Here is a 15827-nt window from a genome sequence, read left to right as displayed (position 1 = left end):
GTTCCCCCCGGGGTTTCGCTGACTGATCTTCGTGTATACGCCCTGCACTGGTCGGGCACCTGCTTCTACGCTGTTTTCCGTGCGCTTGACGTGGCCGTTGACGGGTCGCAACGAGGAGATGGCGGCGATCGCCGACGCGATCTCCGCCCACGACGTCTCCGGCATCATCGTCGGCGGAACGGCAGGAGTCGGCCAAGAGCAGAGTCGTTCGGGAAGCCCTGGCCGTCGCCGCCGGGCACTGCCAGTGCAGTGGGCAATGGCCACCGCGTCAGCCCGCGAGCTACCCCTCGGCGCCTTCGCGTCCTGGGTCCAGGACGAGTTCACCGATCCTCTTCGCCTGGTGCACAGCGTCATCGACTCGCTCACGGCAGCGCCGCCGGATACGCCGGTCATCGTCGGCGTCGACGACGCCCACCTCCTCGACGAGTTGTCGGCATTCGTCTTGCACCAGATCGTGGTGCGGCAAGCGGCCAAAGTCATCGTCACGGTGCGCGACGGTGAGCCGTTGCCCGCTGCGCTTCAAGATCTTTGGCGCGGTTCACATTTCGAGCGTCTTGATCTGCAACCGCTGTCGATGACCGAGACCGCGGAGCTGCTTGTCGCGACACTGACGGGGTCGGTCGACCCCGAGGTGGTGCGCCGGCTGTGGAAGCTGACCCGGGGGAATGTGCTCTACCTTCGCAACATCGTCGAGCAGGAACTTCTGGACGGGCGGCTCGCCAAGCATCAGGCGTTCTGGCGGTGGACGGGACATCCGGTCCTCCCGCCGGGTCTTGCCGAACTGATCGACTCGCGCATCGGTGCGCTACCGGACCCGGTCAGCGACGTGCTCGATGCGCTTGCGATCGGTGAGCCGCTGGAACTGTCCGCCCTGGCGCGGATCACCGACCCGGCCGCGATCGAAGAGGCAGACGTGCGCGGGCTGATCTCGTTGAGCGACATCGACGGAACCCCGGTCGTCCGGATCGCGCATCCGCTCTACGGTGAGGTGCGACGCAATCGTGCGCCCGCGACACGACTACGCCGGCTGCGCGGGCTGGTGGCCGCGGAACTGGCGGCATCCGACCACCGCGACGACATGCAGATCGTCGTGCGGCGCGCCACCCTGAGCCTCGATGCTGATCTCAAACCCCCGCCGGAGCTGTTCATCCGAGCCGCCCACGGCGCGGCCTGGCAGGTCGACGTCGGTCTCGCCGAGCGGCTCGCGGATGCGGCGGTGCGCGCGGGCGGAGGAGCGGACGCGCTCTTCATCCACGCGTTTCTGCTGACGTGGCTGGGCCGCGGCGCCGAAGCCGAACACCTGCTTTCCGGCGCCGCGGACCGGTACACCGGGATCGACCGGGCCAAACTGGTTTTCGTCCGCGCAACGAACCGGCTGTTCTGCCTCGGCGATGCCGCGGGCGCGGCGGAATTGATCGACGGTGCCGAGGCACACGATGGCGGCTGCGTCGACGCCGCCCGGGTGGTCTACTGCGCGGCCACCGGTGACCCGCGGGCCGCGCTCGAAGCGTCCGCACGCATCGTTCCCGCCGAACTGCCAGATGTGGCGGCCCGAATGGCGGTGTGGGCCATGACAGTAGCCGCCGGCGAGGTGGGACGCACCAGCGAGGCCGAAGCCATCGCCGAGACTGGTTATCCCATCGGGATTCGCGGCTATCTCGTGATCATCGACGCACACCTGAGCGCGTACTGGCTGGCAGGCCGGATGGCCGACGCGCAGCGCGTCGCGGAAGTGTTGCGCGTCCGCGCGTCGACCTTCCCGAGTCCGCAGTTGTCTCCAGTCAGCGTGGGAGTGTCTGGCCGCGCGGCACTCAGCGCGGGCCGGGTGGCGGAGGCGTGCTCGGTGCTGGCGCCTGCCGTTGAGTTGATGAGGGCGTCGGGAGACCCGATCGGATGGACGTACCGGTACCGCCTCCCGCTCACGGCTGCGCTCGCCATGTCGGGACGGGTAACCGAGGCCGCCGCATCGGAGGCGGTGATCGCCGCAGCCTGCCCTCAAGGCTGGGAGTTCCTCGCCTACGAGCGCGCACTCGCGCAGGCATGGGTGGCTGCCGCGCAGGGTGCCGTTTCGGAGGCGATTCGCACCATCAGGGCGGCCGCCGAAACCGCCGGGTCGCGGGGGCAATTGGCGGCCGAAGTGGCGTGCCTCCAGACCGCCGTGCAGTTCGGGGACGGCTCCTGTGGCGTTCGGCTGTCCGAGCTCGCTTCGCTCGTGGAGGGCCACCGCGCGGGGTTGGCGGCCCGCTTCGCCGAGGCACTGCGGGCCGGGGACGGCGTGGGGTTGGAGGCGGTTTCCGTTGAGTTCGAAGGCATCGGCGACATGGTGGCCGCAGTCGACGCCGCGAGCCACGCTGCAACCGCGTTCCGGCGTGCGGAACGCAGCGGATCGGCGTTGACGAACGCGTCGCGGGCACGGGAACTGGCCCGTCGCTGCGGAGGGCTCAGCACCCCTGCGCTCCAGAAGGCGTCCGTGCCCGTGCCGTTCACCAACCGGGAACGCGAGATCGTCGCGCTGATCGGTCAGGGGCTGTCGAGTCGCGAGATCGCCGAACGCCTCACGTTGTCAGTGCGCACCGTCGAAGGTCATATCTACCGGGCGATGGTGAAGACCGGCGCAGAAGACCGCGCCCAACTGGCCCGAATGATCACGGGCTGAAATCGAGTAGTGCGCTACTCGGCTGGGCCGGTCGAATGTCCTGCAGGCTGGCAGGATGGCGGACGAACTCGACGCCCGGGAGCGGGCCATGCGCAGATTGCCGTTGTCCTATTCGTTGGCGCTGCGGCTTCGGGACGCGGGGGTGGCGCCCGAGGTGATCAGCGAGTACCTCGCCGTCGAGCAGGCAGCACTCGACGGCATCTACCGTATGGCGGAAGCCAAGCTGAAGTCTCTCCGGACGGTCGATCAGCCGACGTTGTAGTCCGGCAAAACGATCGAATCTGCAGTGGTGAACCAGAGTTTCGCCGCGACCGGCCGAAACGGCCAGCGCTGCATCCACTTCATCACCGCGGCGTTGACGGCGATGTCGGACGCCGACATCGGTGCGTACCGGTCGACGGTGTTGTTCAGCTTCTGGCACGTGTCGACGTAAGGGCGCATCACGGTCTCGTACCGCTCCAGCGCGTGAGGCAGGCCGGCGGCGTCGAACGTCTCGGCCTGCCCGAGCTCGCCCGCCAGTAGATAGGCACCGACGAGCGCCAGGCTGGTGCCCATGCCCGACAGCGGCGACGCGCAGTACCCGGCGTCGCCCACCAGCGTCACCCGCCCGGACGACCAGGTCGGCATGTGCACCTGGGCGAAGGAGTCGAAGTAGAAGTCGTCGGCGGCGCGGGCCGCCTCCAGTAGCGCGTCGCAGTGCCACCCGGCGCCGGCGAACCGGTCGGTCAGGATGCTGCGCTGCTCGTCGAGGTCGTGCCGGTCGTAGCCGATCGGGCCGGACTGAAACGCCAGCCCCGCCTTGGCGATCGACGGGTCATGCGAGGGCCGCATCGACGCGTTCAGCCCGCCCGGCGCCTGATAGAGCAGATACCAGCCGTCGAGTCCGACAGTGTCCGGCGCGGAGAACCAGGCGTTGTAGCCGCCGATCGGCTTGGCGAACTGGTCCTCGGGTCCGAAGGTCAGTCGTCGCACCGCCGAATGCGGACCGTCGGCACCCACGACGAGGTCGGCGTCGACGGCGGTGCCGTCGGCCAGGGTCACCGTGGCACGGTCCGCGGCCTGTTCGATCGCGGAAACCGTCGTCCCGAACCGGTATTCGACGTCGTCGCGGGTGGCCTCATAGAGCACTTCGACCAGATCGCCGCGCAGGATCTCCAACTTCGACACCAACCCGTTGCCGCCGAACGCGGTCACCGGCATCTCGGCGCGGCGAGACCCGTCGGACCGCACCCAGGCCGCACCGCGCTGTTCGAGGGCGCGCGAGCGCATCTCGTCGATGAGGCCCATTCGTTCGACGACCTCGCCGCCGGCGCCCCGCAGATCCACCGTCTGGCCGCCGGGGCGCACGCTCGGTGCGATCTCGAGGACGATGACGTGAAACCCGTTGCGGGTCAACCAATACGACAGCGCAGGCCCGGCGATGCCGGCGCCGTTGATCACCACGGTCGGCTGCGACATGGCGCCAGGATATCGGCTACAGGTCGAGCGCCTGGTACGTCCGGCGAATGAATTTGGGCTGGGCGCTCTGCAGTTTGGCCAACGACGTGTTGCCGGCGATCGCGGCGGCGTCGACACCGAGGTCCGGCAGGTTCTGGATCAGATAGATCAGGATCACGTCGGCGGACGGATCGGCCTGCCACCAGGTGCCGTACGCGCCCGGCCAGCTGAACGTGCCCACACCGCCGGGGCCGAACAGTTGACGCGACTTCGCCGGGTCGGTCACCACCGACAGGTTCAGCCCGAAGCCGCGACCGACCCAGAACGGCGCGCCCAGGAAGGGCTGTCGCTTCTGCTCGTCGGTCAGCCGGTCGGTGCGCATCAGCCGCACGGAGTCCTCGGAGAGCACCCGCACCCCGTCGAGCGTGCCGCCGGCCAGCAGCATCCGGGCGAACCGCAGATAGTCGTCGGCGGTCGACCACAGCCCGGCCCCGCCCGTGCAGAACGGCGGATCGGTGATCGGCGGCGGGCCCATCACGTCGTGCTGGAGCTTGTTGTCCTTGTCGAGTTTGTACATCGTCGCCGCGCGCCGCCGGCCGGCCGGTGTGACGGAGAACCCGGTGTCGACCATGCCCAGGGGTTCGAAGATCCGCTCGGCGAGCACGTCCGACAGCGGCTTGCCCTCGATCCGGGCCAGCGCGATGCCCAACACATCGGTCGCGTGGCTGTAGGTGAGGCGGTCCCCGGGCTGGTGCGCCAGCGGCAACTGGGCCAGTTCGGCCAACCAGCGGTCCTGGTCCTGGCGAAACGACATCCTGCCGTAGGCGCGGGCCAGCGGGCCGAGCACGGAGAACGCGTAGGCCAGCCCGCTGCGATGCGTCATCAGGTCGTCGATGGTGATGGCGCGACGGGCGGGCACGGTCTTGTCCAGCACGCCCTGCGGATCGGCGAGCACGCGCATGTCGCTCAGTTCGGGCAGCCACTTGGCCACCGGGTCGGTGAGCGCGAGCTTGCCCTCCTCGATGAGCGCCATCGCGGCCGCGACCGTCACGGGCTTGCTCATCGAGGCGATCCGGAACACCGTGTCGCGCTGCATCGGCAGCCGGGCGTCGACGTCGCGGAAGCCGAGCTCGTTGACCTGCCGCACCTGACCGGCGTGCCACACCAGCGTGACCGCCCCGGCCAGCAGCCCGGCGTCGATGGCCTCACGGATGGAGGCCTGGTTCTCGTCGAGTTTCATCGGCGCCAGCGTAACCAGGCGAGATGGGCTGGAGCGCGGGTGCTAAGCTCGGCCAAGTTTCGACGTCCTTTAAAGAGCCGTCCAGAGAGGCGGAGAAGGAGGTCAGAGTGGCTTGAGCGCGCATTCAGACTCGCCGAGCGCCGACCGGGAATTGATGTCCGCAGCGGACGTGGGCCGCACCATCTCCCGGATCGCCCATCAGATCATCGAAAAAACCGCACTCGACGGCGCCGACGCGCCCCGCGTCGTGTTGCTCGGTATCCCCACCCGCGGCGTGACACTGGCCACCCGGCTGGTCGGCAAGATCGAGGAGTTCTCCGGCGTCGCGGTTCCGCACGGAGCGCTCGACATCACGCTCTACCGCGATGACCTCGACTTCAAGCCCCCGCGGGCGCTGGAGGAGACCTCGATTCCCGAAGGCGGCATCGACGACGCCCTGGTTATCCTCGTCGACGACGTCCTCTACACCGGGCGGTCGGTCCGAGCGGCGCTCGACGCCCTGCGCGACATCGGCAGGCCCCGGGCGGTGCAGTTGGCCGTGCTGGTCGACCGCGGGCACCGCGAACTGCCGCTGCGCGCCGACTACGTCGGCAAGAACGTGCCGACCTCACGCAGTGAGAATGTCAAGGTTCGACTCGCCGAGGACGACGAAGTCGAGGGGATCTGGATCGCACCGCACGGAGGGCCTGTTCGGTGAAACATCTACTTTCGGCGGCCGACCTGTCGCGCGACGACGCGCTGGCCATCCTCGACAACGCCGACCGGTTCAGCCAGGCGCTGCTCGGCCGGGACGTCAAGAAGCTGCCCACCCTGCGCGGACGCACCATCATCACGATGTTCTACGAGAACTCCACGCGCACCCGGGTGTCGTTCGAGGTGGCAGGCAAGTGGATGAGCGCCGACGTGATCAACGTCAGCTCCTCGGGATCGTCGGTGGCCAAAGGGGAGTCACTGCGCGACACCGCGCTCACGCTGCGCGCCGCCGGCGCCGACGCGCTGATCCTGCGCCACCCGGCCTCGGGCGCTCCGCAGCAGCTCGCCGAGTGGACGGCTGAGGCCGACGGCCACGGCCCCGCCGTCATCAACGCCGGTGACGGCACTCACGAGCACCCCACCCAGGCGCTGCTCGACGCGCTCACCATCCGGCAGCGGCTCGGTGACATCGAAGGCAAGCGGGTGGTGATCGTCGGCGACGTCCTGCACAGCCGGGTGGCCCGCTCCAACGTGCTGCTGCTGCACACCCTCGGCGCCGAAGTGGTCCTCGTCGCGCCGCCCACACTGCTGCCGGTCGGCGTCGCCGACTGGCCGGTCACCGTGTCGCACAACCTCGACGCCGAGCTGCCGGTGGCCGATGCGGTGCTGATGCTGCGGGTGCAGGCCGAACGGATGACCGGCGGCTTCTTCCCGTCGGCCCGCGAGTACTCCGTGCTCTACGGGCTGTCCGAGAAACGCCAGGCGCTGCTGCCCGGCAACGCGGTCGTCCTGCACCCCGGCCCGATGGTGCGTGGCATGGAGATCGCATTCTCGGTCGCCGATTCGCCGCAATCGGCGGTGCTGCAACAGGTTTCCAACGGTGTGCACGTCCGGATGGCCGTGCTGTTCCACCTGTTGGTCGGTGCCGAGAAGGAGGCGATCAGCGCATGAGCGTGTTGATCCGCGGAGTCCGTCTCTACGGCGAGGGCGACCGCGTCGACGTGCTGGTGACCGACGGGCAGATCGCCGAGATCGGCGCCGGCCTGTCGATCCCCGACTCCGCCGACGTCATCGACGCCACCGGGCAGATCCTGCTACCCGGCTTCGTCGACCTGCACACCCACCTGCGCGAGCCGGGCCGCGAATACGCCGAGGACATCGAAACAGGTTCGGCCGCAGCTGCTTTGGGCGGATACACCGCCGTGTTCGCGATGGCCAACACCGACCCCGTCGCCGACAGCCCCGTCGTCACCGACCACGTCTGGCAGCGCGGCCAACAGGTCGGGCTGGTCGACGTGCACCCCGTCGGCGCGGTGACCGTGGGGCTGGCCGGAGCTCAGCTCACCGAGATGGGCATGATGGCCGCCGGTGCGGGGCAGGTCCGGATGTTCTCCGACGACGGCATGTGTGTGCACGACCCGTTGATCATGCGTCGCGCGCTGGAGTACTCGACCGGTCTGGGCGTGCTGATCGCCCAGCACGCCGAGGAGCCGCGGCTCACCGTCGGCGCCGTCGCCCACGAAGGCCCCAACGCCGCGCGGCTGGGCCTGGCCGGGTGGCCGCGCGCGGCCGAGGAGTCGATCGTCGCCCGCGACGCCCTGCTGGCCCGCGACGCCGGGGCCCGCGTGCACATCTGCCACGCCTCCACCGCCGGCACCGTCGAGCTCGTCAAATGGGCGAAATCACAGGGGATCTCGATCACCGCCGAGGTCACACCCCATCACCTGATGCTCGATGACGAACGGCTGGCCAGCTACGACGGCCGGTTCCGGGTGAACCCGCCGCTGCGTGAGGCCTCCGATGCCGAGTCGCTGCGGCGCGCGCTCGCCGAGGGGATCATCGACTGTGTGGCCACCGATCACGCGCCGCACGCCGAACACGAGAAGTGCTGCGAATTCTCCGTCGCCCGGCCCGGGATGCTCGGGCTGCAGACCGCGCTGTCCGTGGTGGTCGAGACGATGGTGCGTCCGGGACTGCTGACGTGGCGCGACGTGGCCCGCGTGATGAGCGAGCGGCCCGCCGAGATCGTCGGCCTGCCCGACCAGGGCCGGCCGCTGGAGGTCGGCGAACCGGCCAACCTCACCGTCGTCGACCCCGACGTCACCTGGACCGTCGAGGGCAGCGCGCTGGCCAGCCGGTCGGCCAACACGCCCTTCGAGACCCTCGAGTTGCCCGCGGCGGTGACGCTGACCTTGTTGCGGGGCAAGGTCACCGCGCGCGACGGGAAGAGTCCCGCGTGAACTTCGAGCGAGTAGCGCAGGCGGATCGCGCATGAACACAGGTACGCTCGTCGGGTCGCTGATCATGGCGGCCATCGTGGCGGTGCTGATCGCGGTGCTGATCCAGGCGATGATGCGCGGGTGGCGCCGGCGCGCCGAGCGCCAGGCCGAACTGATCGGCTCGCTGCCGCCGATGCCCGACACCGTCGGGCCCGCGATCGTGCCGCCCACCAAAGGCCTCTACGTCGGCAGCACGCTGGTGCCGCACTGGAACGACCGGGTCGCCGTCGGCGACCTCGGGTTCCGCACCAAGGCGGTGCTGACCCGCTACCCCGAAGGAATCATGTTGCAGCGCAGCGGCGGAATGCCGATCTGGATCCCCGACGAGTCGATCACCGAGATCCGCACCGAACGGGGCATCGCGGGGAAGGCCCTGACGCACGAGGGGATCCTGGCGATCCGGTGGCGGCTGCCGTCGGGAACCGAGATCGACACCGGATTCCGCGCCAACGACCGTCGTGAATATTCGCTGTGGGTGGAACAGGAGGCCGCGTGAGCGACACCGACAAGGCACTACTGGTGCTCGAGGACGGCCGCGTCTTCACCGGCACCACCTACGGCGCGGTCGGGCAGGCGCTGGGCGAGGCCGTGTTCTCCACCGGCATGTCGGGCTACCAGGAGACCCTGACCGACCCGAGCTACCACGGTCAGATCGTCGTGGCCACCGCACCGCAGATCGGCAACACCGGCTGGAACCACGAGGACGCCGAGAGCCGGGGCGACAAGATCTGGGTGGCCGGCTATGCGGTGCGCGACCCGTCGCCGCGGGCCTCGAACTGGCGGGCGACCGGCACGCTCGACGCCGAACTCGAACGCCAAGGCGTCGTCGGCATCGCGGGTATCGACACCCGTGCGGTGGTGCGGCATCTGCGCAGCCGCGGCTCGATGAAGGCCGGCCTGTTCTCCGGTCCCGCGCTGGCCGGCCTCGACGAACTGCTCGACCGGGTGCGCAACCAGCCGGGGATGCTCGGCTCCAACCTGGCCGGCGAGGTCAGCACGGACGTCACCTACGTGGTGGAACCCGAAGAGCAGCAACGGTTCACCGTCGCCGCGATCGATTTGGGGATCAAGACCAACACCCCGCGCAACTTCGCTCGGCGAGGTATCCGCAGCCACGTGCTGCCTGCGTCGACCACGTTCGACCAGATCGCCGACCTCAAACCCGACGGCGTGTTCCTGTCCAACGGCCCCGGCGACCCGGCGACCGCCGACCACATCGTCGGGGTGACCCGCGAGGTGCTCGGCGCGGGGATCCCGCTGTTCGGCATCTGCTTCGGTAACCAGATCCTCGGGCGCGCGCTCGGGCGCTCGACGTACAAGATGGTGTTCGGCCACCGCGGCATCAACGTGCCGGTGATCGACCACCAGACCGGCGCGGTCGCTATCACCGCGCAGAACCACGGGTTCGCGCTCGAGGGGGAGGCCGGGGAACGGTTCGACACCCCGTTCGGCGAGGCCGTCGTGAGCCACACCTGCGCCAACGACGGCGTCGTCGAAGGCATCAAACTCGTCAGCGGACGGGCGTTCTCGGTGCAGTACCACCCCGAGGCGGCGGCCGGCCCGCACGACGCGAACTACCTGTTCGACCAATTCATCGACCTGATGGCAGGAGACAAATGAGCGCTCGCGGGGGAGAACCAGATGCCGAAGCGTAGCGATCTCAACCATGTGCTGGTGATCGGCTCGGGGCCGATCGTGATCGGTCAGGCCGCGGAGTTCGACTACTCGGGCACGCAGGCGTGCCGGGTGCTGCGCGCCGAGGGCCTTCAGGTCACGCTGATCAACTCCAACCCGGCGACGATCATGACCGACCCGGAGTACGCCGACCACACCTACGTCGAGCCGATCACGCCGGCGTTCGTCGAACGGGTGATCGCTCAACAGGCCGAGCGCGGCAACAAGATCGACGGTCTGCTCGCCACGCTGGGCGGGCAGACCGCGCTGAACACCGCGGTGGCGCTGTCGGAGAACGGGGTGCTCGAAAAGTACGACGTCGAACTGATCGGCGCGGACTTCGAGGCGATTCAGCGCGGCGAGGACCGGCAGCGCTTCAAGGACATCGTCGCCAAGGTCGGTGGCGAATCCGCCCGTTCCCGTGTGTGTTTCACGATGGACGAAGTCCGCGAGACCGTCGAGGACCTCGGCCTGCCCGTGGTGGTGCGGCCGTCGTTCACGATGGGCGGACTGGGTTCGGGGATGGCCTACTCCGCGGAAGACGTCGAGCGGATGGCCGGTGACGGGCTGGCCGCCTCGCCGAGCGCCAACGTGCTGATCGAGGAGTCGATCTTCGGCTGGAAAGAGTACGAACTCGAATTGATGCGCGACGGTCGCGACAACGTGGTCGTGGTCTGCTCGATCGAGAACTTCGACCCGATGGGTGTGCACACCGGTGACTCGGTCACGGTCGCACCGGCGATGACGCTCACCGACCGCGAGTACCAGACGATGCGCGACCTGGGCATCGCGATCCTGCGCGAGGTCGGCGTCGACACCGGCGGCTGCAACATCCAGTTCGCCGTCAACCCCGCCGACGGCCGGCTCATCGTGATCGAGATGAACCCGCGGGTGTCGCGCTCCAGCGCGCTGGCATCCAAGGCCACCGGCTTCCCGATCGCCAAGATCGCGGCGAAACTCGCCATCGGGTACACGCTCGACGAGATCGTCAACGACATCACCAAGGAGACGCCGGCCTGCTTCGAGCCGACGCTGGACTACGTGGTGGTCAAGGCGCCGCGGTTCGCGTTCGAGAAGTTCCCCGGCGCCGACGGCACGCTGACCACCACCATGAAATCGGTCGGCGAAGCGATGTCGTTGGGGCGCAACTTCATCGAGGCGCTCGGCAAGGTGATGCGCTCGCTGGAGACCAAGCGGGCCGGGTTCTGGACCAAACCGGACGCCGACGAGGACACCATCACCGTCGACGAACTGCTGGCCCGTCTGGGCACCCCGTCCGACGGTCGGCTCTATGACCTGGAGTTGGCGTTGCGCAAGGGCGCAGGCGTCGAGCAGGTCGCGAAGGCCTCCGGGGTCGACCCGTGGTTCGTCGAGCAGATCGCCGGGCTGGTCGCGCTGCGCGCCGAGATCCTCGACGCCCCGGTGCTCGACGCGGGTCTGCTGCGCCGCGCCAAGTACCACGGGCTGTCGGATCGGCAGATCGCCGCGCTGCGTCCCGAACTCGCCGGCGAGGTGGGGGTGCGCGCGCTGCGGGAGCGGCTCGGCATCCATCCGGTCTACAAGACCGTCGACACCTGCGCCGCCGAGTTCGAGGCCAAGACGCCGTACCACTACAGCAGCTACGAGCTCGACCCGGCCGCCGAGACCGAGGTGGCGCCGCAGACCGAGCGGCCCAAGGTGCTGATCCTGGGGTCCGGGCCCAACCGCATCGGCCAGGGCATCGAGTTCGACTACAGCTGTGTGCACGCTGCGACGACGTTGAGCGAGGCCGGTTTCGAGACGGTCATGGTCAACTGCAACCCCGAGACGGTGTCCACCGACTACGACACCGCCGACCGGCTCTACTTCGAACCCCTGACCTTCGAAGACGTCCTCGAGGTGTACTACGCCGAACAGGCCTCCGGCGCAGGCGGTCCCGGCGTCGTCGGCGTCATCGTCCAGCTCGGCGGCCAGACCCCGCTCGGCCTGGCCGAGCGCCTGCAGAACGCCGGCGTGCCGATCGTCGGCACCAGCCCGCGCGCCATCGACCTCGCCGAGGACCGCGGCGCGTTCGGAGAGGTGCTGACCAACGCCGGCCTGCCCGCGCCGAAGTTCGGTCTGGCCACCAGTTTCGAGCAGGCCCGCCGCATCGCGTCCGACATCGGTTATCCGGTGCTGGTGCGGCCGTCGTACGTGCTCGGCGGACGCGGCATGGAGATCGTCTACGACGACGAGACCCTGCACGGCTACATCACCCGCGCCACCGAACTCTCGCCCGAGCACCCCGTGCTCGTCGACCGGTTCCTCGAGGACGCCATCGAGATCGACGTCGACGCGCTCTGCGACGGTACCGAGGTCTATATCGGCGGCATCATGGAACACATCGAGGAGGCCGGTATCCACTCCGGCGACTCGGCGTGCGCGCTGCCGCCGGTCACGCTGGGCCGCAGCGACATCGAGGCGGTGCGGCGCGCCACCGAGGCGATCGCGCACGGTATCGGCGTCGTCGGGCTGCTCAACGTGCAGTACGCGCTCAAGGACGACGTGCTCTATGTCCTGGAGGCCAACCCGCGCGCCAGCCGCACCGTGCCGTTCGTCTCCAAGGCCACGGCCGTGCCGCTGGCCAAGGCATGCTCGCGGATCATGTTGGGCGCCACCATCGCTCAGCTGCGCGAGGAGGGTGTGCTGGCCCGCAGCGGGGACGGTGCGGCGACCGCCCGCAACGCGCCGGTCGCGGTCAAAGAAGCCGTGCTGCCGTTCAACCGGTTCCGCAAGACGGACGGCTCGCAGATCGATTCGCTGCTCGGGCCGGAGATGAAGTCGACCGGTGAGGTGATGGGCATCGACCACGACTTCGGCAGCGCATTCGCCAAGAGCCAGACCGCCGCGTACGGGTCGCTGCCCGCCGACGGCACGGTGTTCGTGTCGGTGGCCAACCGCGACAAGCGCTCCCTGGTCTTCCCGGTCAAACGGCTCGCCGATCTCGGCTTCCGCGTGCTGGCCACCGAGGGTACCGCGGAAATGTTGCGACGCAACGGCATTCCCTGTGAAGAAGTCCGCAAGCACTTCGAGGAGCCGAGCGAGAACCGGCCCGCCTCGTCGGCCGTCGACCTGATCAAGGCCGGTGAGGTGGACATGGTGATCAACACGCCGTACGGCAACTCCGGTCCACGCGTCGACGGCTACGAGATCCGTTCGGCCGCAGTGGCCAACAGCATCCCATGCGTGACGACCGTGCAGGGCGCGTCGGCGGCGGTGCAGGGCATCGAGGCCTCGATCCGCGGCGACATCGGCGTGATGTCGCTGCAGGAACTGCACAGCACACTGGGATCGTGACCGGCTTCGGTGCGCGGCTGGGCGACGCGGTGCGCCGTCGCGGGCCGCTGTGCCTGGGCATCGACCCGCATCCGGAGTTGTTGCGCGCCTGGGACTTATCCGAGGATGCCGACGGGCTGCGGCGGTTCAGCGACATCTGCGTGACCGCGTTCGCCGACATCGCGGTGGTCAAACCGCAGGTGGCGTTCTTCGAGCGGTACGGCGCCGCCGGGTTCGCGGTGCTCGAAGAGACGATCGCCGCGCTGCGCGATTCCGGCGTCCTGGTGCTCGCCGACGCCAAACGCGGCGACATCGGCTCGACGATGGCGGCGTACGCGCAGGCCTGGGCGGGGGAGTCACCGCTGGCGGCCGATGCGGTGACCGCGTCGCCGTACCTGGGTTTCGGCGCGCTGCGGCCGCTGATCGACACCGCGCTGGCCCACGGCCGCGGGGTCTTCGTGCTGGCCGCCACGTCGAACCCCGAGGGCGCGACGGTGCAGCGTGCCGAAGCGAGCGGGCGCACTGTCGCGCAGACGATCGTCGACGCCGCAGCAGAGGTGAACCGGGATCATCCCGGAACGGTGGGCGTGGTCGTCGGCGCCACCCTGTCCGATCCGCCCGACGTGAGCGCGCTGGGCGGCCCGGTGCTGGCGCCGGGGGTCGGCGCACAGGGCGGGCGACCCGACGCGCTGGCGGGCTTCGCAGGCGCCCGGCCGGGCCAGCTGCTGCCCGCGGTGTCACGGGAGGTGCTGCGGGCGGGTCCGTCGGTCGCCGCGCTGCGTTCGGCGGCCGAAACCATGGCCGATGCGGTGCGTTACCTGGCCTGAGGCGCACGCGCCCAGCCTCAGGATCACCGCCAAAAACAGCTGTCACAGACGTCACAGCGCGGCCCGCGTGCGACACGCCGAAAGCGCATGACCAGCGAAAATTTTCTGGTTGTCCGCCGCCGAGCGTGTCGCGGTGTGGTCCAGGTCACGTCTTCTACGCCGGAAATCGGCGTGCACACGCTCCGAAATACCTTGAAATGCAGCAGTTTCCGGTGGCCGCCACGGCCGTTTTCACCGCTTCGGGCGCCCTCGGCGGCGGGCGCGGCTGCACCCCGCGATCGGTCGACAAGCTGGGCTTTTAACCCCGAAAGCGGGGGGTGGCGTTCGCTTTCGTCAGCCAGCGTGGGTACGGTCGTCGTCGCTGGCTGTTCCGAGATTTCTCCGGGCGGCTGAGGCAGTAACTATTGATGGTGATGAGACGGAGGAACCCGTGGCCCTTCCCCAGTTGACCGACGAACAGCGCGCGGCAGCGTTGGAGAAGGCTGCTGCCGCACGTCGAGCGCGAGCCGAGTTGAAGGACCGGCTCAAGCGCGGCGGCACCAACCTCAAGCAGGTGCTCAAGGACGCCGAGACCGACGAGGTCTTGGGCAAGATGAAGGTTTCCGCGTTGCTCGAGGCGTTGCCCAAGGTCGGCAAGGTCAAGGCGCAGGAGATCATGACCGAACTCGAGATCGCCCCGACCCGCAGGCTGCGCGGTCTCGGCGACCGTCAGCGCAAGGCGCTGCTGGAAAAGTTCGACCAGTCCTAGGCGCAATACATTGAGCGCCGGCCGAGGGGCCGGACGGGTGATCGTGCTGTCCGGCCCCTCTGCCGTCGGGAAATCGACCGTCGTTCGCTGCCTGCGCGAACGCGTTCCCGACATGTACTTCAGCGTGTCCGTCACCACCAGAGCCCCGCGCCCGGGCGAGGTTGACGGCGTCGATTACTCGTTCGTGACACCCGAGCGGTTCCAGCAGCTGATCGCCGACGGCGAGCTGCTGGAATGGGCGGAAATCCACGGTGGTCTGCACCGCTCAGGCACCCCGGCCAGGCCCGTCCGCGACGCGATCGCCGCGGGCCGGCCCGTTCTGATCGAGGTCGACCTCGCGGGGGCGCGGGCCGTCAAGGCGGCGATGCCGGAGGTCATCACGGTGTTCCTGGCGCCGCCGAGCTGGGCCGAACTGGAGAGCCGGCTGATCAGCCGAGGCACCGAAACGCCCGAGGCGATGCAGCGCCGGCTGGCGACCGCGCAGGCCGAACTGGCTGCTCAGGGCGACTTCGACCAGGTCGTCGTGAACAGTCAATTGGAGTCTGCCTGCGCAGAATTGGTATCCTTGCTGGCGGCCCACCGATAATGCCGCGCCGGTAACGGCGCCGACGGGTCCGCCAGCTATCGAGCATTCCGCATACCGCCAGGAGATTTTCTACGTGAGCACCCCCCACGCCGACGCGCAGCTGACCGCTGTGGACGACTTCGACCCGTCCGGCGCCGGCGCCTACGACACGCCGCTGGGCATCACGAACCCGCCCATCGACGAGTTGCTGGACCGCGCGTCGAGCAAGTACGCGCTGGTCATCTACGCCGCCAAGCGCGCGCGCCAGATCAACGACTACTACAACCAGCTCGGCGACGGCATCCTCGAGTACGTCGGCCCGCTCGTCGAGCCGGGCCTGCAGGAGAAGCCGCTGTCCATCGCGATGCGCGAGATCCACTCCGACCTGCTCGAGCACACCGAGGGCGAGTAGCA

At 69.0% G+C, this 15827-nt stretch carries 14 protein-coding genes; 12 read left to right on the top strand and 2 right to left on the bottom strand.

Going from position 1 to position 15827, the window contains the following annotated elements; all coding sequences use genetic code 11:
• The first annotated feature begins 79 nt into the window (after nucleotides 1–79).
• Nucleotides 80–2656 (top strand): helix-turn-helix transcriptional regulator, encoded by a 2577-nt coding sequence (locus tag BLW81_RS22340; RefSeq protein ID WP_083409070.1) that lies wholly within the window; start codon nucleotides 80–82, stop codon nucleotides 2654–2656.
• Nucleotides 2657–2711: 55 nt separating this feature from the next.
• Nucleotides 2712–2918: a hypothetical protein gene (locus BLW81_RS22335; RefSeq protein ID WP_083409069.1), complete on the top strand. Its 207-nt coding sequence runs from the start codon at nucleotides 2712–2714 to the stop codon at nucleotides 2916–2918.
• On the opposite strand, the gene BLW81_RS22330 is transcribed toward BLW81_RS22335, so the two are convergent.
• Together BLW81_RS22330 and BLW81_RS22325 are read right to left on the bottom strand one after the other, a co-directional pair.
• Nucleotides 2903–4114 carry an FAD-dependent monooxygenase gene (locus BLW81_RS22330; RefSeq protein ID WP_083409068.1) on the bottom strand — a complete coding sequence of 404 codons (1212 nt, stop codon included), beginning with the start codon at nucleotides 4112–4114 and terminating at the stop codon, nucleotides 2903–2905. The genes BLW81_RS22335 and BLW81_RS22330 overlap by 16 nt on opposite strands.
• 16 nt (nucleotides 4115–4130) lie before the next feature.
• Nucleotides 4131–5333, bottom strand: a complete 1203-nt coding sequence (locus tag BLW81_RS22325) for a serine hydrolase domain-containing protein (protein ID WP_083409067.1) — start codon at nucleotides 5331–5333, stop codon at nucleotides 4131–4133.
• 112 nt (nucleotides 5334–5445) lie between these two features.
• Between BLW81_RS22325 and pyrR the strand changes: the two genes are divergently transcribed.
• The 10 genes from pyrR (at nucleotide 5446) to rpoZ (ending at nucleotide 15825) form a co-directional block, all read left to right on the top strand.
• On the top strand, nucleotides 5446–6030 hold the full coding sequence (gene pyrR, locus BLW81_RS22320) for a bifunctional pyr operon transcriptional regulator/uracil phosphoribosyltransferase PyrR (RefSeq protein WP_083409066.1): 585 nt from the start codon (nucleotides 5446–5448) through the stop codon (nucleotides 6028–6030).
• A complete protein-coding gene (locus tag BLW81_RS22315) occupies nucleotides 6027–6977 on the top strand; it encodes an aspartate carbamoyltransferase catalytic subunit (protein WP_083409065.1) in 951 nt (316 codons plus the stop codon). The genes pyrR and BLW81_RS22315 overlap by 4 nt, the downstream gene beginning before the upstream one ends.
• The gene (locus BLW81_RS22310; RefSeq protein ID WP_083409064.1) at nucleotides 6974–8266 is read left to right on the top strand and encodes a dihydroorotase; all 1293 of its coding nucleotides are present in this window, start codon (nucleotides 6974–6976) and stop codon (nucleotides 8264–8266) included. The genes BLW81_RS22315 and BLW81_RS22310 overlap by 4 nt, the downstream gene beginning before the upstream one ends.
• 31 nt (nucleotides 8267–8297) lie before the next feature.
• Complete coding sequence (locus BLW81_RS22305; RefSeq protein ID WP_083409063.1) at nucleotides 8298–8801, top strand: PH-like domain-containing protein; 504 nt, start codon at nucleotides 8298–8300, stop codon at nucleotides 8799–8801.
• Nucleotides 8798–9925, top strand: a complete 1128-nt coding sequence (gene carA, locus BLW81_RS22300; RefSeq protein ID WP_157897794.1) for a glutamine-hydrolyzing carbamoyl-phosphate synthase small subunit — start codon at nucleotides 8798–8800, stop codon at nucleotides 9923–9925. The genes BLW81_RS22305 and carA overlap by 4 nt, the downstream gene beginning before the upstream one ends.
• A 21-nt stretch (nucleotides 9926–9946) precedes the next feature.
• Complete coding sequence (gene carB, locus BLW81_RS22295; RefSeq protein WP_083409061.1) at nucleotides 9947–13294, top strand: carbamoyl-phosphate synthase large subunit; 3348 nt, start codon at nucleotides 9947–9949, stop codon at nucleotides 13292–13294.
• Nucleotides 13291–14100, top strand: a complete 810-nt coding sequence (gene pyrF, locus BLW81_RS22290; protein ID WP_083409060.1) for an orotidine-5'-phosphate decarboxylase — start codon at nucleotides 13291–13293, stop codon at nucleotides 14098–14100. The genes carB and pyrF overlap by 4 nt, the downstream gene beginning before the upstream one ends.
• Nucleotides 14101–14530: 430 nt before the next feature.
• Entirely contained in the window at nucleotides 14531–14848 is a 318-nt protein-coding gene (mihF, locus tag BLW81_RS22285; protein WP_003889986.1) for an integration host factor, actinobacterial type, read from the top strand.
• A gap of 10 nt (nucleotides 14849–14858) precedes the next feature.
• A complete protein-coding gene (gene gmk / locus BLW81_RS22280; protein ID WP_083409059.1) occupies nucleotides 14859–15434 on the top strand; it encodes a guanylate kinase in 576 nt (191 codons plus the stop codon).
• 73 nt (nucleotides 15435–15507) lie between these two features.
• Nucleotides 15508–15825: a DNA-directed RNA polymerase subunit omega gene (rpoZ, locus tag BLW81_RS22275; RefSeq protein WP_083409058.1), complete on the top strand. Its 318-nt coding sequence runs from the start codon at nucleotides 15508–15510 to the stop codon at nucleotides 15823–15825.
• The last annotated feature ends 2 nt before the right edge of the window (nucleotides 15826–15827 follow it).

It is taken from the genome of Mycolicibacterium rutilum (assembly GCF_900108565.1).
In the GTDB taxonomy this organism is placed as follows: domain Bacteria; phylum Actinomycetota; class Actinomycetes; order Mycobacteriales; family Mycobacteriaceae; genus Mycobacterium; species Mycobacterium rutilum.
The sequence above is the reverse complement of the archived record's forward strand: the minus strand, read 5'-3'. Positions and strand labels throughout refer to the sequence as shown.